This is a genomic window from Leifsonia sp. LS1 (genome assembly GCF_020521355.1).
Classification (GTDB): domain Bacteria; phylum Actinomycetota; class Actinomycetes; order Actinomycetales; family Microbacteriaceae; genus Leifsonia.
Map to the genome: position 1 here is coordinate 173,386 of NZ_BPER01000009.1, position 19,190 is coordinate 192,575.

Annotated in this window: 16 protein-coding genes; 8 read left to right on the forward strand and 8 right to left on the reverse strand. The window is 71.2% G+C overall.

What is annotated here, in order from left to right:
• Positions 1 to 82 precede the first annotated feature (82 nt).
• The 6 genes from gabT to LLS1_RS16320 all read left to right on the forward strand — a co-directional run bounded on the left by gabT (position 83) and on the right by LLS1_RS16320 (position 8,358).
• Positions 83 to 1,444 (forward strand): 4-aminobutyrate--2-oxoglutarate transaminase, encoded by a 1,362-nt coding sequence (gene gabT, locus LLS1_RS16295; RefSeq protein ID WP_223359601.1) that lies wholly within the window; start codon positions 83 to 85, stop codon positions 1,442 to 1,444.
• Positions 1,441 to 2,925 carry an NAD-dependent succinate-semialdehyde dehydrogenase gene (locus tag LLS1_RS16300; RefSeq protein WP_226657177.1) on the forward strand — a complete coding sequence of 495 codons (1,485 nt, stop codon included), beginning with the start codon at positions 1,441 to 1,443 and terminating at the stop codon, positions 2,923 to 2,925. Before gabT ends, LLS1_RS16300 begins: the two co-directional genes overlap by 4 nt.
• Before the next feature lie 16 nt (positions 2,926 to 2,941).
• The gene (locus tag LLS1_RS16305; RefSeq protein ID WP_223359604.1) at positions 2,942 to 3,811 is read left to right on the forward strand and encodes a universal stress protein; all 870 of its coding nucleotides are present in this window, start codon (positions 2,942 to 2,944) and stop codon (positions 3,809 to 3,811) included.
• Positions 3,812 to 3,823: 12 nt separating this feature from the next.
• A complete protein-coding gene (locus tag LLS1_RS16310) occupies positions 3,824 to 5,344 on the forward strand; it encodes an APC family permease (RefSeq protein ID WP_226657178.1) in 1,521 nt (506 codons plus the stop codon).
• Positions 5,345 to 5,386: 42 nt separating this feature from the next.
• Entirely contained in the window at positions 5,387 to 6,025 is a 639-nt protein-coding gene (locus tag LLS1_RS16315; protein WP_226657180.1) for a Type 1 glutamine amidotransferase-like domain-containing protein, read from the forward strand.
• A gap of 245 nt (positions 6,026 to 6,270) precedes the next feature.
• Positions 6,271 to 8,358, forward strand: a complete 2,088-nt coding sequence (locus LLS1_RS16320; RefSeq protein ID WP_226657182.1) for a DUF5979 domain-containing protein — start codon at positions 6,271 to 6,273, stop codon at positions 8,356 to 8,358.
• An 84-nt stretch (positions 8,359 to 8,442) separates the two neighbouring features.
• Here LLS1_RS16320 and LLS1_RS16325 read toward each other — a convergent pair whose 3' ends face one another.
• The 8 genes from LLS1_RS16325 to LLS1_RS16360 all read right to left on the reverse strand — a co-directional run bounded on the left by LLS1_RS16325 (position 8,443) and on the right by LLS1_RS16360 (position 17,505).
• Positions 8,443 to 9,615, reverse strand: a complete 1,173-nt coding sequence (locus LLS1_RS16325; RefSeq protein ID WP_226657184.1) for a glycoside hydrolase family 1 protein — start codon at positions 9,613 to 9,615, stop codon at positions 8,443 to 8,445.
• A gap of 110 nt (positions 9,616 to 9,725) precedes the next feature.
• Positions 9,726 to 10,616: an alpha/beta fold hydrolase gene (locus LLS1_RS16330; RefSeq protein WP_226657186.1), complete on the reverse strand. Its 891-nt coding sequence runs from the start codon at positions 10,614 to 10,616 to the stop codon at positions 9,726 to 9,728.
• On the reverse strand, positions 10,613 to 12,280 hold the full coding sequence (locus tag LLS1_RS16335; RefSeq protein WP_226657187.1) for an ABC transporter ATP-binding protein: 1,668 nt from the start codon (positions 12,278 to 12,280) through the stop codon (positions 10,613 to 10,615). Before LLS1_RS16335 ends, LLS1_RS16330 begins: the two co-directional genes overlap by 4 nt.
• Complete coding sequence (locus LLS1_RS16340; RefSeq protein WP_226657189.1) at positions 12,277 to 13,245, reverse strand: ABC transporter permease; 969 nt, start codon at positions 13,243 to 13,245, stop codon at positions 12,277 to 12,279. Before LLS1_RS16340 ends, LLS1_RS16335 begins: the two co-directional genes overlap by 4 nt.
• Entirely contained in the window at positions 13,242 to 14,222 is a 981-nt protein-coding gene (locus tag LLS1_RS16345) for an ABC transporter permease (protein WP_226657191.1), read from the reverse strand. The genes LLS1_RS16340 and LLS1_RS16345 overlap by 4 nt, the downstream gene beginning before the upstream one ends.
• Positions 14,223 to 14,225: 3 nt before the next feature.
• Positions 14,226 to 15,896, reverse strand: a complete 1,671-nt coding sequence (locus LLS1_RS16350; RefSeq protein WP_226657193.1) for an ABC transporter substrate-binding protein — start codon at positions 15,894 to 15,896, stop codon at positions 14,226 to 14,228.
• A 168-nt stretch (positions 15,897 to 16,064) separates the two neighbouring features.
• Positions 16,065 to 17,195 carry a LacI family DNA-binding transcriptional regulator gene (locus LLS1_RS16355; RefSeq protein ID WP_226657195.1) on the reverse strand — a complete coding sequence of 377 codons (1,131 nt, stop codon included), beginning with the start codon at positions 17,193 to 17,195 and terminating at the stop codon, positions 16,065 to 16,067.
• Between the two features lie 82 nt (positions 17,196 to 17,277).
• The gene (locus LLS1_RS16360; protein ID WP_226657197.1) at positions 17,278 to 17,505 is read right to left on the reverse strand and encodes a three-helix bundle dimerization domain-containing protein; all 228 of its coding nucleotides are present in this window, start codon (positions 17,503 to 17,505) and stop codon (positions 17,278 to 17,280) included.
• 58 nt (positions 17,506 to 17,563) lie between these two features.
• On the opposite strand from LLS1_RS16360, the gene LLS1_RS16365 reads away from it, so the two are divergent.
• Positions 17,564 to 18,256, forward strand: a complete 693-nt coding sequence (locus tag LLS1_RS16365; RefSeq protein WP_226657199.1) for a PhzF family phenazine biosynthesis protein — start codon at positions 17,564 to 17,566, stop codon at positions 18,254 to 18,256.
• Positions 18,253 to 19,146: a hypothetical protein gene (locus tag LLS1_RS16370; RefSeq protein WP_226657201.1), complete on the forward strand. Its 894-nt coding sequence runs from the start codon at positions 18,253 to 18,255 to the stop codon at positions 19,144 to 19,146. The genes LLS1_RS16365 and LLS1_RS16370 overlap by 4 nt, the downstream gene beginning before the upstream one ends.
• Positions 19,147 to 19,190 lie beyond the last annotated feature (44 nt).

A 19,190-nucleotide genomic window follows, 5' to 3' on the forward strand; every position in this document is an offset into this window, starting at 1 on the left:
TTTGACAGGGTGTCGATTCCGACTCCACGAATTGTACGCGGTGTCCAGGACGGCGATGCGCCGCCCTCCATACGATGCCGCCATGACCATCACCGACACCGCCATCAGCACACCCCTCGGCGGACCGACGCTCCCGCAGGAGCGCCGGCTCGTCACCCCGATCCCCGGCCCCGAGTCCCGCAAGCGCTCCGAGCGCAAGGCGCAGGCCGTGGCCGCCGGTGTCGGCGCCACCATCCCGGTCTACACCGTGGCCGCCGGCGGAGGGGTCATCGTCGACGTCGACGGCAACTCGCTCATCGACCTCGGCTCCGGCATCGCCGTGACCGGCGTCGGCAACGCGGCCCCGCGCGTGGTCGAGGCCGTCACCGCCCAGGTCGCCGCCTTCACGCACACCTGCTTCACGGTCGCCCCCTACGACTCCTACGTCGACGTCGCCGAGGCGCTCAACCGTCTCACCCCCGGTGACCACGCCAAGCGCAGCGCCCTCTTCAACTCCGGCGCGGAGGCGGTGGAGAACGCGGTCAAGATCGCCCGCCACTACACCGGCAAGCAGGCCGTCGTCGCGTTCGACCACGCCTACCACGGGCGCACCAACCTCACGATGGGCCTCACGGCGAAGAATCAGCCCTATAAGAACGGCTTCGGCCCGTTCGCGCCCGAGATCTACCGCGCTCCGCTGAGCTATCCGCTGCGCGACGGCGGCCTGTCGGGCGCCGAGGCCGCGAAGCGCGCCATCACGCTGATCGAGAAGCAGATCGGCGCGAGCAACCTCGCTGCGATCATCATCGAGCCGATCCAGGGCGAGGGCGGCTTCATCGTCCCGGCTGACGGCTTCCTCCCCGCCCTGCAGGCGTGGGCGAGCGCGAACGGCGTCGTCTTCATCGCCGACGAGGTGCAGACCGGCTTCGCCCGCACCGGCACTATGTTCGCCTCCGAGCAGTTCGGCCTGGTCCCCGACCTCATCGTCACCGCCAAGGGCATCGCCGGCGGCCTCCCGCTGTCGGCCGTCACCGGCCGCGCCGAGATCATGGACGCGCCGCAGGTCGGCGGCCTCGGGGGCACCTACGGCGGCAACCCGCTCGCGTGCGTCGCCGCCCTCGCCGCGATCGAGACGTACGAGCAGGACGGCCTGGTCGAGCGGGCCCGTGAGATCGGCGACATCCTGTTCGAGAAGCTCGGCGCCCTGCGCGACGCCGACCCGCGCGTCGCCGAGGTGCGCGGCCGCGGTGCGATGGTCGCGATCGAGCTCGTCGACCCGGAGACCGGGGAGCCCGACGCCGCCCTGACCTCGAAGGTCGCTGCCGCCGCCCACGCCGCCGGAGTCGTGCTCCTCACCTGCGGCACCTATGGCAACGTCATCCGCTTCCTCCCGCCGCTGAGCATCCCGGATCACCTCCTCATCGAGGGCCTGGACGTCGTCGCGGAGGCGGTGGCCAACGCATGAGCGCCGTCGACACCGCCCCCGGACTGACGGCCCGCGAGAGCGAGCTGCTCGCCCGAGTCCCCGACGGCCTGTACATCGCGGGCCGCTGGGAGGCCGGGACCCAGGACCCGATTCAGGTCCAGGATCCGGCCACCGGCCGCGTGATCAAGCGCATCGCCAATGCGCGCCCGGAGGACGGCATCCGTGCTCTGGACGCGGCCGCCGAGGCGGCGGACGCGTGGGCGGCGACCCCGCCCCGCACCCGCGCCGAGATCCTGCGCCGCGCGTTCGACCTGCTGCAGGAGCGCCGCGACGACTTCGCTCTGCTGATGACGCTCGAGATGGGCAAGCCGCTGGCCGAGGCCAACGGCGAGGTCACCTACGGCGGCGAGTTCCTCCGCTGGTTCTCGGAGGAGGCCGTGCGCATCTCCGGCCGCTACGGGTCTAACCCGGAGGGCACCGGCACGATGGTCGTCTCGCAGCGCCCAGTGGGGCCGAGCTTCTTCATCACGCCGTGGAACTTCCCCCTCGCGATGGCCACGCGCAAGATCGCCCCGGCTCTCGCCGCGGGCTGCACCGTTGTGGTGAAGCCGGCGGAGCTCACCCCGCTCACCACCCTCTTCTTCGCGCAGCTGCTCGAGGACGCCGGACTGCCGGCCGGCGTGGTCAATGTGATCACGACCTCCACCTCCGGCGCCGTCTCGGCGCCGATCATCGCGGACCCGCGTCTGCGCAAGCTCTCGTTCACGGGCTCCACGCCGGTCGGACGCGCTCTGCTCGCCCAGGCCGGCCAGAACGTGCTGCGCACCTCGATGGAGCTCGGCGGCAACGCGCCGTTCGTCGTGTTCGAGGATGCCGACCTCGATGCGGCCGTGAACGGCGCGATGCTCGCGAAGTTCCGCAACATGGGCCAGGCCTGCACGGCGGCCAACCGCTTCATCGTGCACGAGTCGATCGCGGAGGAGTTCGCCGCCCGCGTCACCGAGCGCGTGAGCGCGCTCCGCGTCGGCCGCGGCACCGACGAGGGCGTCACCCTCGGGCCGCTCATCGACGACCGCGCGGTCGCCTCGATGGCGGCACTCGTGGAGGACGCGGTCTCGCGCGGCGCCCGTGTGCTCACCGGCGGTGCGGCCCCGGAGGGCGACGGCTTCTTCTTCGAGCCGACCGTCCTCGTCGACGTCCAGCCCGGCAGCGAGATCCTCCGCGAGGAGATCTTCGGACCGATCCTGGCCATCACGACCTTCTCCACGGAGGAGGAGGCCGTGGCGCGCGCCAACGAGACCGAGTACGGGCTCGTCGGCTACGTGTTCACCCAGGACCTCGCCCGCGGCCAGCGCCTGATCGACGGCGTCGACACCGGGATGATGGGCCTCAACACCGGTCTGGTCTCCAACGCCGCCGCGCCGTTCGGTGGCGTCAAGCAGTCGGGTCTCGGCCGCGAGGGCGGGCTCGAGGGCATCCACGAGTACCTCAGCACCAAGTACACGCTGATCCCCGCCTGATCGCCGCAGGATCGACATGACCACCACGACTCCGCCGCGCATCCTCGTCGGCTACACCGCGACCCCGGCCGGAGAGGACGCCCTCGCGGCGGCCGCCGCCCTGGCCGGGTCGACCGGCGCGCAGCTGGACGTCGTGGTGGTCCTGCCGATGAACTCGCGGCCCTCCATCGTGCCGAACGACCCCGGCTACGACGCCCTCCTGCGCGACACCGCGGAGGGCTGGCTGGGGGATGCGCGGTCGCGCATCCCCCAGGCGGTGCCCTCGCGCGAGCGGGTCGTCTATGGCGACTCCCTCGCCGGAGGGCTGCTCACCGCCGCCGAGGCAGGCCGTGCCGCGCTCATCGTCGTGGGTGCCGCGCGGGACGGCCTGCTCGGGCGCTTCACGGTCGGCTCGGTCGCCGGCTCGCTGCTGCACGCCTCGCCGGTCCCGGTGATGCTCGCGCCGCAGGGCTCGCGCGATTCGGCCGCGCCGCTCTCCCGCGTCACCGGGATGGTCGGGACGCGAGAGGGTGCGGACGCGGTCCTCGCCACCAGTGCCCGGCTGTCGGGGTCGGCGCACGCCCCACTGCGCCTCGTCTCGCTGCTCGCCCTCGACCTGCCGGGTGTCGATTCGGCGAAGGAGCGCGTGAGCGAGCATCACGCCGCCGCCGTGCTGGAAGATGCACGCGCGGCTCTGCCCGAGGGCGTCGAGGCCACGGCCTCCGTCGCCCCGGGCGACAGCGTCGCGCACGCGGTCTCCTCGCTCGACTGGCAGCCGGGGGAGGTCGCGGTCGTCGGGTCGAGCCGCCTCGCGCAGCCCAGCCGCCTCTTCCTCGGCACGACCGCCTCCACCATGCTGCGCGCCCTGCCCGTCCCGATGATCGTCGTCCCCCGCACCACCCCCTAGGAGCACCATCCGATGAGCACCCGCAGCGCCGCGGATTCCACCGAGACGGGCTCGACCCGCACCGCCAAGGGCCTGAGCGCCGGATCGGTCGGCCTCGTCGGGGCCGTCGTGATCGGGATCTCGTGCATCGCGCCCGCGTACACGTTGACGGGCGCGCTCGGCCCGACCGTCTCAGAGGTGGGGGTCCACCTCCCCGCGATCTTCCTGGTCGGGTTCCTGCCGATGCTGCTCGTCGCGTTCGGCTACCGCGAGCTCAACAACGCGATGCCCGACTCGGGCACGTCGTTCACCTGGGCGACCCGCGCGTTCGGCCCCTACATCGGGTGGATGGGCGGTTGGGGCCTCATCGCCGCCACGGTCGTCGTGCTGTCGAACCTCGCGGGAATCGCCGTCGACTTCCTCTACCTGCTGCTGTCGCAGGTCTTCCACGACCCGGCGATCGCCGACCTGGCCGAGAACCCGTTCGTCAACGTGGCCACGTGCCTGGCGTTCATGGCGGTGGCGACCTTCATCTCCTACCGCGACATGCAGACCACGCAGAAGGTCCAGTACGTGCTGGTCGGGTTCCAGCTGCTGGTGCTCGTGCTCTTCGGCGTCGTGGCGTTCGTGCACGTCGCGAACGGGACCGCGTTCGACGCGACGGCGCCGAGCCTCGACTGGTTCAACCCGTTCGGCGTCCCGTCCTTCTCCGCCTTCGCCGCCGGGCTCTCCCTCTCGATCTTCATCTTCTGGGGCTGGGACGTCACCCTCACGATGTCGGAGGAGACCAAGGGCTCCCGCTCCACACCGGGTCGTGCGGCGACGCTCACCGTCGTCATCATCGTGGTCGCCTACCTGTTCGTCTCGATGGCCGCCATCTCGTTCGCCGGCACCGGGGAGGGCGGAATCGGCCTGGGTAACCCGGGCATCCAGGAGAACGTCTTCTTCGCCCTCGCCGGGCCGGTGCTCGGTCCGCTCGCCATCCTGATGTCCATCGCGGTGCTCTCGAGCTCCGCCGCCTCCCTCCAGTCGACCGCCGTCTCCCCGGCCCGCACCCTCCTGGCGATGGGCCACTACGGGGCTCTGCCCGCCCGGTTCGCCCGCGTCAGCCCGCGATTCATGACCCCCGGCTACTCGACCGTGGTCTCGGCCGTCGTCGCCAGCGTCTTCTACGCCGTCATGCGCTTCGTCAGCGAGGACGTGCTGTGGGACACGATCACCACCCTCGGGATGATGATCTGCTTCTACTACGGCATCACCGCGTTCGCGTGCGTGTGGTTCTTCCGCCGGAAGTGGTTCGCCTCGCTCCGCAACGCGTTCTTCACGCTGGTGTGCCCGCTGATCGGCGGCGTCATCCTCAGCGTGCTCTTCGTCACGACCCTCGTCGACAGCCTCGACCCGGACTACGGGAGCGGATCGAACATCGGCGGTATCGGGCTGGTCTTCCTCCTCGGCATGGTCATCCTGCTGTCCGGCGTCGCCGTCATGCTCGTGATGCGCCGGCGCCTGCCGGCCTTCTTCCGCGGGGAGACGCTGCCGCGCTCGGAGGCGTGAGACGGCGAGAGCGTCCGGCGGGCGTCCACGTACGATGGGGCCGTGCGTCTGCTGCTGCTCTCTCTCGGTGTCTCCGCGATCCCCGCGTTCCTCCGGGAGGCTCTCGGGCGCGCCGACCGCATCCGCGTGGGATACGTCCCGGACGCGGCCCTCGCGTATGACGGTGCGCCCTTCGTCGACGCGGAGCGCGCGGCGCTCACCGGTCTCGGGTACGACGTCGAGACCCTCCGGTTGAGCGGCACCCCGCTCGCCGAGGTCGAGGCCGCCCTCGATCGCGTGGACGCGCTCTACGTCGCCGGCGGGAACACGTTCTCCCTGCTGCACGCCCTGCGCTCCGCGGGAGCCGACCGCGTGATCGTGGGCCGGGTGCGTGCGGGGCTGCCGTACATCGGGTTGAGCGCGGGTTCGGTGGTGGCCGGTCCGACGATCGCGCCGATCGCTCCGATGGACGATGCGACCGAGGCGCCCGGCCTGACCGACCTCCGTGGCCTCGGCCTGGTCGACGTGGTCGTCGTGCCGCACGCGGACGGCGTCTCGTATCCCGCCGCGGTGATCGACCGGGTCGTCGCGGAGTTCGGCCAGGCTCATCCGCTGCGGCTGCTCGTCGACGACGAGGCACTGATCGTCGACGACGAGGGGATGCGCGTCGTGGCCTCGCCGGTCTCGACGCGGGCCGACTGAACCGTCCGGGACGGGCTGCGCACCGCGGAGATTTCGTGTCCGAAATACATGCGTTGCGGAATATATCCGGCGCTACCGAGGGAGGCCGGAGAATCCGGCGAGTCCGCTGGGCCACCGCGGAGAAAGCTCGACGATGGCACTGCATGTCCGCGCGCGGACACGGTCTACCCCCGTTCGTCTGGTCAGGTTGAGGGACGCGATGCGGTGCCATCTCCGGCGTCGCGTCCGAATCGAAGGGGTGTCCGATGACGTTGCGTAACCCTCTGATCGCCGCCGCGACGGGCCTGATACTCGGCCTGACCGGGGTGGTGGTCGCCTCGCCGGTGACGGCCGTCGAGCACGGCGGAATCGACCCGGCCACCATTCGGATCACGCGGAGTCCGGCGACGGGTGCCGACCACGCGTTGACGGTCGGCGACTCCGTGCTCGTCACGGCATCGTGGTCCGTGCCGGACGGCACGGGCGCAGGCCACCGGTTCACACTCGGCCTTCCCGGCGAGTTCTCGACCGTCAGCATCACTCCGTTCGCGCTGGAGACACTGACCGGCGACCCGATGGGGGAGTGCACGGTCACCGGCGCGCCGCCGCTCCTCGCCTGCGTGCTGAACGCGTCGGTCGAGGGCAAGCGTGACGTGCACGGGTCGCTGTGGGCGACCGTGCGCGCGAGCACGGCCACGGAGGAGAGAGCGGTGACGGTCGCCGTCGACGGCGACCGCTCCCACCTCGTCCCGCTCCCCGGTGGCGGCGGAATCCAGGCCCGGGAGACGGGCGAGCCGTCCGGGCCCGCCGAACCCGCGCCGGTGATCACGCGCGTGCAGAAGTGGGGAGCGGACTATCGAGCCGAGGGCGAGGGCTTCTGGTGGAAGGTCGCGGTCCCGTCGAGCGCGTGGCCGGGCGACGGGGTGTCGCCGCTCGTGATCGTCGATCGCATCGGCGAGGGCGCGGCGCATCGATTCCTCGATCCGGGGGCGTACCCCGCGCCGCAATGGCGCCCGTACCTCGAGCAGAGCTGCGACACCGATCCTGCGCGCTACCCCCACGTGGTGGGGGACGATTCGCTCGCGAGCTGGACGATCTCTCCCGACGGCCTCTCGATGACGATCGAGGTGGATCCGGCGCTCGCACAGAAGGCCGGACTGGACGGGGCCTGCGCGATTCGCGCCAACTACATCACGCGGCCGGCCGGTGAGGCGCGCGCCGGGGACACCTTCCGCAACAACGCGACCGTGAGATCCGTCGTCGCCACGAGCGAGATCACCCTGTCCGGCTCGGGCGGAGGGACCGCGGGCGGCGACGAGGTGGGCCGGTTCTCCGTCTCCAAGTCGCTGATCGGGGCGGCAGCCGACACCGTCGACCCCGACACCGCGTTCCACGCGCAGTACTCCGCCGCCGGGTATCAGGACGCCACCGCGAGTGTCACGGCCGGCGGGGCCGAGGTCGTCTCGCCGTGGTACCGGGCGGGAACGCGGGTGACCATCGGCGAGGTCAACCTGCCGCCGGTCTCCGGGGTGACCTGGGGCGACGTGAGCATCGTCGTGGACGGTGTGGTCCGGGGGCCGGGTGCCGAATTCGTGATCGTCGCCGGTCAGACCGTCCGGGTGGAGCTGGTGAACACCGCCGAGGAGGCACCGCCGCAGACGGGTGGATTCACGCTCGCCAAGCGGGTGACCGGTGCGGCTCGCGACCTGGTTCCGGACGACGCCGCGTTCGCCGTCGAATACTCCTACCCCGACGGGGAGGGAGAGCATGTGCACGGTGAGCTGCTGCTCGCGGCGGACGGCACGGCCGAGCGGGTCGCCGGGATTCCGGCCGGCACCGACGTGGCCGTGCGCGAACGGGCCCCGCAGCCGCTCGACGGCGTCGCATGGGCGTCGCCCGCGTTCACGATCAACGGGGTCCCTGCGGGGGAGGACCTGGTGCTGACGGTCACCGCGGGCGGCGACATCCCGGTCGTGCTGACCAACACGGCGGAACGACAGCCCGAGACGGAGGTGCCTGTCGTGCCGGATCCAGAGCCGGAAGACCCCGGCGAGCCGGAGCCGGAGGTCCCGAGCGACCTGCCGCCGATCGACCCGCACGTGGGGGACCCGGGCGATCCGGGCGATCCGGGCGACCCGGGTGATCCGCGACCCGCTGCGCCCGTTCGCCTGCCGGGCGTCGGAGACGGGGCTCCGGCCGCGCCGGCGGCGACCGGACGGCTGGCGGCCACCGGAGCCCAGGTCGACCTTCCGGCGGCCGGCGGCCTCCTGACCCTGGCCTTCGCGGCCGTGGCGCTGGGGACGCTGGCGCTCACCGCCGACCGGCGACGGCGGCGAGCGGCGAGCGGCGCCTGATACGGCCGGGTCGGCACAGAGAATGCGCCGGATCGCGATGATCCGGCGCATTCTCGCCGTGGATACCGGAGAGGGCGTTCCCGCTCAGAGCCCGTTCGCCCGGGCGACCGAGCCGAGCCATGCCAGGCTCGGCTTCGGAGTGCGCACGAAGGTCTCGCGGTCCACCGCGATGAGACCGAAGGTCGGACGGTAGCCGCTCGCCCACTCATAGTTGTCGAGGGCGCTCCAGTGCAGGTAGCCGTCGATCCGCACGCCGTCCTGGATGGCCGCGTGCAGCTCGCGCAGGGCGGCCTCGGTGTAGGCGATGCGGCGCTCGTCGTCGGCGGTGGCGATGCCGTTCTCGGTGATCATCACCGGCACACCGCCGGAGAGCTCCCAGGCGCTGCGGGCACCCTCCGCCGCCGCGGGCGGGTAGAACTCCCAGCCGGTCAGCGTGGTCTCCACGCCCTCCTCGACCGGCAGCGGACCCGATGGCCCGATGAACGTGCGGGTGTAGGCCTGCACGCCGACGAAGTCGTCGCCGGCCGACTGCTCGAGGTACCAGTCGTCGCGCGGGTGGCCGTACTCCCGCAGCTTCTCTTCCGAGCCCGGCTCGCCGGTGGCGCGGAAGGCCTGCGTGGCGATGGTCCAGCCGGACTTCAGGCCCGAGACCTGTGACAGCACGTCGCGGGAGCGGTGGTGCGAGGCGAGCAGGGCGTCGGCGACGCCGAGGTCGGGGTTGGGGAGGCCGTAGGCGACGAGGTTGGCGGCGTCCTCCCCGCCGGCGAGCATGGCGGCGATGTTCGGCTCGTTGATGGTGCACACGTGCTCGACACCATCGGACACGATCGGAAGCGCGAGCTCCGTGTAACGGGCGAACAGATCGGCGGCGTCCGGTGCGCGCCAGAAGCCGTCCCGCTCGAACCAGCGTGGCACGGTGAAATGCATGAGCGTGACGACGGGCTTCAGCCCGAACTCGTGGCACGCCTCCACCATCCGGCGGTAGTGGTCGATCTCCGCGCGCGAGACGAAGCCGCGCTCCGGCTCGATGCGCGCCCACTCGACGCTGAACCGGTAGCTGTCGAGCCCCGCGTCGGCCAGCAGCTTCATGTCCTCGCGGTAGCGGTGGTAGCTGTCCATCGCGTCCCCGGAGGGCTCGACGATGCTCGTGCCGGGCGTGTGCTCGTGCACCCACCAGTTGCTGTTGATGTTGTTGCCCTCGATCTGGTGGGCGGCCGTGGAGGCGCCCCAGAGGAAGCCGTCGGGGAAGGTGAGCACAGTTCTCCTTGTCGTGCCGGGTGGTTCGTCGTGCAGGGTGGTTCGTCGTGCGGAACGGGGTCGGAAGCGCGGCCGGATCAGGTCGGCGGGTCAGATCGGCGGATCAGCCGTCAGCCGGATGCGGGGCCGGGCGGTGCGCCGAAGAAGGCGTCCAGCACGGCGAGGGTCGCCTGGGGCGCCTCGACCTGCGGCAGGTGGCCGCCGCCGGGGATGACCGCATAGGCGGCGCCGAGCCGCTCCGCCATGTCGCGCTGGTCGGGGATCGGCCACTTGTCGTCGTGCTCGCCGTGGGCGACGAGCGCCCGTACGCTCGTGGCGTGCAGTTCGTCGGTGACGTCGGTCTGCGTGCGCAGGATCTCCGCGCCGGCGAGGAGGTTGTCCCTCGACGTGCGCTCGGCGCGGAGCCGCAGGAACGCGAGCTCGATCGGCAGCGCCGCATCGGGCAGGCCGCGGGTGTCGGGATTGTCGCGGTACCAGAGTCCCATCGAGCCGTCGCGCGCGACGATGTCGGTCGTCTCCTGGTGTCGTCCGGGCCACCCGTGCGGTCCGGAGCAGAGCAGCGTGACCGAGGCGAAGGAGGCGGGCGAGGCGAGCACGGCGGCCTGGGCGACCACACCGCCGAAACTGTGGCCCACGAGGTGGACCGGCTGTCCGTCTCCGGCGAGCGCGGCGGACTCCACCGCATCCGCGGCGAAATCCTCCAGCCGGTACGCGCCGACGCCGGCGGGGGCTGCCGAGTCCCCCTGGCCGCGTTGGCTGTAGCTCCAGGCGTCCCACCCGCGGGCGGCGAGCAGCGGGAGGAAGTCGCGGAAGTCCTCCTTCGACCCGGTGAAGCCCGGCACCACCAGCACCGTGCCGCGCGGTGCACCGGAGGGGGCGGCGTGGAACGCGGTGAGCGTGCCGACCCGCGCCGGGAGGCCCACGATGTCGACCCCCGGCGGCACGGGCAGCGCACCGAACGGCGCGATCGCGTCGAACCGGGTGCGCGCGGCGTCGGTCACGCGAGGGCCTCCCGGGTGCGGGCCGGGTTCGGCACCGCGTCGAGCAGCGCGATCGTGTAGGGATCGGTCGGGTGCTGCAGTACCTCGGCGGTCCGGCCGCGCTCGACCACCCGCCCGGCGTTCAGCACCATGATGTCGTCGGTGACGAGCCGGGCCGACAGCAGGTCGTGCGTGATGTAGAGCAGTGAGACACCCCACCGTTCGCGCAGTTCCTCGAGCAGGGCGAGGACTCCGGCGCGCAAGGTGACGTCGAGCATCGACACCGGCTCGTCGGCGATGAGCACCTGCGGATCGCTCGCCAGCGCGCGGGCGATGACGACGCGTTGCCGCTGGCCGCCCGACAGCTGGTGCGGGAGCTTCTGCGCGAACTGCTCGACGGGTGTCAGGCCGACCGTCTCCAGGAGCTCGAACACCCGCCTCCGGGCCTCCGTGCCGCGTAGGCCGGTGTAGTTCACCACCGGCCGGCTGAGCGCGTACTCGACGGTGTGCAGCGGGTTGAGGGCGGCATACGGGTCCTGGAAGACCATCTGCACGTTCTTGTGCAGCTGGTGGATGCCGCGCTTGCCGAGCGACGCCACATCCGTGTCGCCGAAGCGGACGGTCCCCGCGGTCGGCTTCTCCACACCGGTGAGCAGCTTCGCGATCGTCGACTTGCCTGATCCGGATGCGCCCACGAGCGCGAGCGACTGGCCCGGCTCGAGCACGAATGTCACATCGTCGACGGCCGTCACCGGGCTCTCGCCACGGCGGGGGGCGGGGTAGACCTTGCTGACGCCCTCGACGGTGATCGCCGAGAGCGCGGCCCGGCCCTCCCGCTGCTCCACCGCGGTGGTGCGGGCGGAGCGGTCCGCCGGAAGGCCCGGCAGCTCGACGACCTCGCCGCGCGGGTCGGCGTAGTGGCTGAGGAGCATCTGCGTGTACTCGTGCTGCGGGCGCTCCAGGATGTCGCGGCTGGAGGCGTCCTCCACGATGCGGCCGTCGTGCATGACGAGCACGCGCTGGGTGGCCTCGAGCACGACGCCCAGGTCGTGACTGATCAGCACGGCCGTGAAGCCCTCCGACGCCTGCAGCTCGGTGATCGTGTCCATGATCGCGTGCTGCACGAGCACATCCAGTGCGGTCGTCGGCTCGTCGAACACCATGAGGCGCGGCTCCAGCGAGAGCGCCAGGGCGATCGAGACGCGCTGTCGCATGCCGCCGGACAGCTCGCCCGGGAAGCGCGCGAGCACCTGCTCCGGCAGGCCGACCTTGCCGACGAGCTCGCGCATCCGGACGTCCCAGCGGGCGCGGGCGACGTGCCCGTGAGCGGCGAAGATGTCGACGAAATGCTTGCGGATGGTGCGCACGGGGTTGAGCGCGTTCATGCCCGACTGCAGGACCATGGCGAAGCCGCCCTGGCGCTGACGGCGCAGCGACTCGTCGTCCAGCTCGCGGATGTCGTGGCCGTCGAAGCGGATGCTGCCGCCGTTGGTGCGCGCCGGCGGCTTCTGCAGACGCGTGAGCGCGAAGCCGAGCGTCGACTTGCCCGAGCCGGACTCGCCCACCAGGCCGACGAACTCGCCGGCGCCGATGTCGAACGACACGTGGTCGACCGCCTGCACGGGCGTCTGCCCGACCGACTCGTAGACGACGGAGAGGTCCCGGACCTCCAGGAGTGCGTTCATCGCTCGCTTCCTTCCTCGGCGCGGGCATCGGGCGCGGTACGGGCGGACTTGGCCGATCCCTCGCGCAGGCGCGGGTTGCTGATCGCATCCACGCCGAAGTTGACCAGGGTGAGGCTCATCGCCAGCAGAGCGATGCAGAGGCCCGGGGCGAACAGCAGGATCCACTGGCCGGTGAGCAGCGCGTTCGAGTTCTGCGCCCAGTAGAGGATGGTGCCCCAGCTGACGATCGAGGAGTCCCCGAGGCCCAGGAACTCCAGCCCCGCCTCCGCCAGGATCGCGGCCGTCGCGGCGCCGAAGAACGAGCCGGCGATGAGCGATGTCATGTTCGGCAGGATCTCGTGGAACACCACGCGGAACGAGCTGTCGCCCGAGAAACGGGCGGCGGTCACGAAGTCGCGCGAACGCAGGGACTGCGTCTGGCTGCGCAGAACGCGCGCCCCCCACGCCCATCCCGTGATCACGATGACCGCGATGATCATGGCCAGACCGCCGTTCTGCAGGTAGGCAGCGATGACGATCATGAGCGGCAGACCCGGGATCACCAGGAACAGGTTGACGACGAAGTTGACCACCTCGGCGCCGAAGCCGCGGATGTAGCCCCAGCTGAGGCCGATCAGCACGGCGACCAGGGTGGACAGCGCACCGGCGATGAAGCCGACCGTGACGCTGACGCGGGTGCCGTAGATCAGCTGGCTGAGCACGTCCTCGCCGGCGGCGGTCGTGCCGAACCAGTGGGCCCAGCTGGCGTCTGCGTTGCGGGGGAATCCGTCCTGGGTGGCGCCGTACGGGGCGAGCCACGGGGCGAAGATCGCGACGAGCACGAAGAGGCCGAGGATGATCAGGCCGAGGCGCGACTTCCAGTTGGCCCAGAGGGTGGCGAAGGCGCGGCCGATGAACGCGAGCCGGTGCGGCGGGCGCACGGTCTCGTCGGCGCGGATGGACTTGAAACTCTGTGTGGTGGTCATCGGCGGGTCCTTGGGTCGAGTACGCCGTACAGGATGTCGACGAGGAAGTTGGCGACGAGAACGCTCACGGTGATGAGCAGGAACAGCGCCTGCATCAGCGGGTAGTCCTGGCCGATCACCGCGTTGAACAGCAGGAAGCCGATGCCGGGGTAGCCGAACACCTGCTCGACGAGGATCGAGCCGCCGACCACGCCGCCGAGCGCCAGCCCGAAACCGGTGAGGTTCGGGAGGATCGCGTTGCGGGCCGCGTACTTCATCGCGACCGTGCGACCCCTCAGGCCGTTCGCCTGGGCGAAGGTCACGTAGTCGTCGCCGAGCGTGTTGATCATGGCGTTGCGCATGCCGAGGATCCAGCCGCCCACCGACGTGATGAGGATGGTGACCGCGGGCAGGATCGCGTGGTAGCCCGCGTCGACCATGAAGTCCCAGCTGAAGGCGGGGGAGGCCGTCGGCCCGTAGGCGCCCGAGGTCGGGAACCAGTGGAGCACGTATCCCAGGAAGAACAGCAGGAGCAGCGCGGTCCAGAAGTACGGGAACGTGCTGGCGAAGGTGCCGGTCAGTGTGGGGAGGGAGTCGAGCCAGGTGTTGCGCTTCCAGGCCGCGAGCACGCCGGTCAGGGTGCCGAGCACGAACGCGACGATCGTCACGATCCCGACCAGCATGATCGTGTACGGGAACGCCTGCCCGATCAGCTCGCCGACGCTCTGCGGGTAGAACGTGTAGGAGACGCCGAAGTCGAACGTGACGACCTGGTGCAGGTAGCTGACGTACTGGTCCCACAGGTTGCCGCCCGGCACACCGAGCTGGGCCTCGATCGCGTCGCGGGTGGCCTGGGTCACCGGGCCGTTCTGGGAGAGCTTCGCGATGGCGGCGTCGGTGGGGGAGCCGGGCATGAGGCGCGGCAGGAGGAAGTTCAGCGTGATCGCCGCCCACAGGGTGAGGACGAAGAGGCCGAGTTTGCGGAGTGCGTATTTCATGGCCTACTCACCGTCCTTCCGGAGTTTGAGATGCGTGAACACGAGCAGCGGGGTCTGGTCGTACGTCTGCGGCGGCGCGTACGGGTGGTCCGCATCGGGCCAGCCGGTGAACTTGGCGTCGTTGTAGAGGCCCCAGAGTCCGCCGTAGTACATGGAGATGACGGGGAGGTCGTCGTAGACGATGCGCTGCAGCTGGTGGCTGAGCTCGAGCCGCTTCGCCGGGTCGACCGTGACCTTGTACTCGGCGAGGAGCGCGTCCGCTTCCGGGTTCTTGTACCGGCCGAAGTTGCTCGCGGTCGCCTTGCCGATGGGCGTCGCGAACTCGCTCGACAGCGTCGCATTGAACGCCTGGAAGATCACGCCGCCGCCCATTCCGCCCATCGCGACCTGGAAGTCGCCGTTCTGGATGGCCTGCTGGTATCCCGGCGGCTGCGGCTGCTTGATCTGCACGTCGATGCCGAGCGCGCTCAGCTCCTTGCGGACCTCCTGCACCGCGCGCAGCCAATCGGAGTACCCGTTGGCCGTGGTGATCGAGAACGAGAACTGCTTGCCGTCGGGGCCGACGAGCTTGCCGCCCTGCTGGGTGTACCCGGCCGCGGCGAAGGCGGCGAGTGCGCCGGCGGTGTCCTGCTTGATCAGGCCGCCGTCGGGGATGCTCGGGTCGAGCTCCTTCTCCTGGTTCGGCAGGATCAGCCCGGTCTGGCCGGCGGGCTTCATGTAGCCCTCGGTCGCGGCGTCGGCGATCTTGTCGCGGTCGAGCGCCAATGCGAGGCCGCGCCGCACGTCGAGGTTGTCGAACGGGGCGACCGTGAAGTTGGGCATGAGGCCGATGATGCCGCCCGGCGGGAACCAGTACTTGTTGTGGGGGTTCGCGTCCACCCACGTGCCTTGCACGTCGCTCATGAAGGCGTACGCCCAGTCGAAACCCTTGGTGGCGATGTCGAGCTCATTGGTCGCGGCGGGGAGCACGAGGTGCTTGACCTCGACCTTGTCGGCCTGCCAGTAGTCCGCGTACTTGTCCATCGTGTACTGCTGCGAGGTGAAGTTCGCGAGGGTGTACGGGCCGGTGCCGACCGGGTTCGGATCCCGCCAGGTGTCGGGGCTCTTGACGTTCTTCCAGATGTGCTCGGGGACGATGAGCGTCTGGGAGATGATGTCCTGCGCCGGGGCGTCGTCCTCCTTGAGGTGGACGATCAGGTGGTCGCCCTTCGTCTCGAGGGAGGCGATGTGCTGCCACGCCCCCTTGAGGTCGAGGGTCGGGAACTTCTTGATGAGGTTCAGTGTGAACACGACGTCGTCGACGCTGAACGGCTTGCCGTCCGACCAGGTCACGCCGTCGCGGATCGTGTAGTCGATCGTGCGGGCGTCCGGCTGGTCGATCTTCGAGGCCAGCCACGGCGTCCCCGTGCCGTCGAGCACGTTGATGACGACCAGCGGCTCGTAGATGTACGACGACGCCGCGCGCTTGTTGACCAGGTACGGATTGAAGTTGCGCTCCATCATCGGAGTGCCCTTGTCGGCAGCCAGCAGCATGGTGTCCGCCGGGATGGAGGGGTCCTGCCGGCTCTGGATCTTGATGCTGCAGCCGGACAGTGCGAGAGCCGCGGCCGCGAGCGTCGCAAGGGCCGCGAGCCGGCGTCGGCGTCGCGCGCCGGGGGGTCGTGAGTGCGTCATTGCCACCTTCTCTAGGTTGTTGCCCTCCTGACTGTATGCGCATACATTGCAGTTTTCAACCCCGCGCGCCTCAAGCGTCGCCGCCTGCCCTGCCCGGGCTTCCGCCGAAGTTCACGACGTTGCGCTCACAACGCCGAAATGGCCGCAACGACGTGAACTTCGGCTGCGTCAGGGGGCGGCGGGCTCGGAGGACTCGCGGAGGTAGACCTGGACCGGGAGGCGTACGGAGGCCGCGGCGCGCCCCGGATCGGTCAGCCGACGCACGAGGGTCTGCACGGCGGCGCGTCCGACCTCCTCCATCGGCTGCTTGACCGTGGTCAGCCGCGGGGTGGAGAGGCGGCCCGCGTCGATTCCGTCGAAGCCGGTGACGATGAGCTCGCCCGGCACGTCGACACCGCCGATGCGGGCCGCGTCGATGACGCCGAGGGCCATCTGATCGTTCGCGCACACCACGGCGCGCGGCAGCACGTCGCGGGCGAGCAGCGCGCGTCCGGCGCGGCGGCCGGCCTCCCGGGTGAAGTCGCCGCGGAGATCGGGTGTGGCGGGGGCCGTCATCCCGCGCTCCGTGAGGGCGTCTCGGAAGCCCTGCCAGCGCTCGGCGTCGTCGGGGGAGCCCTCGCTGCCCGCGACGTAGGCCAACTCGCGCACCCCGAGGTCGTCGAGCAGGTGGCCGACGAGGGCGCGCATCCCCTCGGTGTTGCTCACCGACACATGGTCGAGCTCGTCGCCCTGCCGGCGGCCGGCCATGACGACGACCGGGAGGCGCCGGGCGAGCCGCGCGATCTCGTCGTCGGGAACGCTGCCGGCGAGCACGATGAGGCCGTCGACCCGGCCGGCCATGTCGACGAGGGTGTCGTGCGCGGTCGCGCCGCGCCCGACGCCCACCATCAGCACGAAGCCGGAGCGCCACGCCTCCACCTCGCTCCCGCGGAGCACCTCGTCGAAGTAGAGGTCGCCCCCGCGGGTGTCGACCGATCCGCCGACGTCGCGGATGATCGTCGCCGCCCCCGCGTCACCCTCGTCGAGCGCTCGTCCGGCGTCGGCGTCCAGCGCGTCCAGTCCGGGGAAGAACAGGCCGATCACGCCGGTGCGCCGCGCCGCGAGACCGCGCGCCGCCCCGCTCGGCACGTAGCCGAGGGCCTCGACGGACGCGAGCACCCGCTCCCGCGTGGCCTCTTTGACCGTGTCCGGCTGGCGGAACACGCGCGAGACGGTCGCAATGGACACGCCGGCGTGGGTGGCCACGTCGTAGACGGTGGGGACTCGGGTCATCGTGGCGTGCTCCTGCTGGTCGGGCACACCAATGATAGGCGGCAGCCCGCGCGGCTCCGGCCTGCGCCCCGCCCACCGGCAGGACCGGCGGACGCGGGCGGCGCGGCCGTCAGGCCTGCGCTCCGTCCGTCTCCGCCAGGAGCAACCGCTTCACGTCGTGCTCGACCAGCACGGGGACGAAGTCGCGTACGGGCGCTCCGGAGAACTCCTCGTGCCGCTCCTGCACCAGCTGCTCGATCCGCGTGCGAGGGACGTGGGGGAAGCGCTGCGCGAGTCGTTCCGCGGCGTGCTCCACCGCGACCAGCTCGTCGCTCTGCTTCTCATCGTGACCGGTCATGTGGGCATTATGCGCCCCGGGGGTGAACCGTGCCTGGGTCATCTGTCAGGCTGGGGGCATGGACGAGTCGATCGAGGTAGTGGTGGTCCGCGTTTTCACCGACGAGCGCGGCGGCAACGGCAACGAGCTGGGGATCGTGCGCAGCTCTCCGGCCACGGCGCAGCGGGAGCAGGCGATCGCCACGGCGCTGGGCTTCAGCGAGACGGTCTTCCTGGACGAGGTCGACGAAGCCGGCAGCACCGCCGAGCTGCGGATCTTCACCCCGGCCAGGGAGCTGCCCTTCGCCGGCCACCCGAGTGTCGGGACCGCCTGGTGGCTCGCCGACCGCCGCACTCCGGTCGGCGTGCTGCGTGAGAAGGCGGGCGACGTGACCGTCGAGGTCGACGACGACATCGCCTGGATCGACGCCCGCCCGGAGTGGACGCCCGACTTCGCCTGGCTGCCCCTCGCGTCGCCCGAGGACGTCGACGCGCTCGACCCCTCCGCTTTCACGACGGGACACCACTACGCGTACGCGTGGATCGACGAGGCCGAGGGCCGGCTGCGGGCGCGTATGTTCGCGCCGGACATGGGGATCGTCGAGGACGAGGCCACGGGCGCGGCCGCCGTGTCCGTCACGGCCCGGCTCGGTCGCGCGCTGCGCATCAGCCAGGGCGAGGGTTCCGAGCTCACGACGGTGCCGCTGGCCGACGGCCGCATCCGCGTCGGCGGGCGCACCGTGTACGACCGCACCATCGACGTCACCCTGTGAGCGCCGTCGCGATCCTCCCGGTCGGCGACGAGGGCGACGGCCCCTACGCTGTGGCCGCGACCGAGGACGGCGCCGTGTGGTTCACGCTCGTGCACGGCGGTCGTGTGGGCCGGCGCGATGCGGACGGTTCGCTGAGCTACCTCGCGCTCGGCGCGGGCTCCCAGCCCTCCGGCATCGCGGCGGCGACGGAGTCGACCGTCTGGGTGACGGACACGACCGGCGACCGGCTGATGCTGCTCGGCCCGGGTCCGCGGATCCTCGCCGAGGCGGCGACTCCCACGAAAGGCGCGCAGCCGTTCGGCGTCGTCGCTCCTGGCGATGGGACGGCCTGGTTCACCGAGCTGGGCGGCAACGCGCTCGGCCGGGTCGGCATCCTGGGCGCGGTGGACGAGTTCCCGGTCGCACCCGCGGACGCGATGGTCTCGATGATCGCGTCCACGGGCGACTCCCTGTGGTTCACCATGAACGCCGTCGACGCGCTGGGCCACGTGCGCGGCGGCGACGCGGCGATCGCGGTGACCGAGCTGCCCGCCGGCTCGGGACCGGTCGGCATCGCCGTCGCGCAGGACGGCGCCGTCTGGGCCGCCCTCATCCGCTCCGACTCCCTCGCCCGCGTGGCGAAGGACGGCAGTGTGCGGATCGTCGGGCTCGCGGACGGCGCGAAACCGCACGCCGTGGCGTCCGACCCCACGGACGACTCCGGCGGCGTCTGGGTCTCCGTCTGGGGCGCGAACGCGCTGGCCCACGTCTCCGCAGAGGGCCATGTGCGGCTCCACCCGCTCCCCGACGATGTCGCAGAACCCCACGGGCTCACCGTCGCTCCCGACGGCACCGTCTGGACCGCCCTCGAATCCGGAGCCCTCGCCTCCCTCTCCCCTCGCGAGAGGTGAGCCGTTGGGGGGGGGGGGGGGGGGGGGGCCCCCCCCCCCACCCC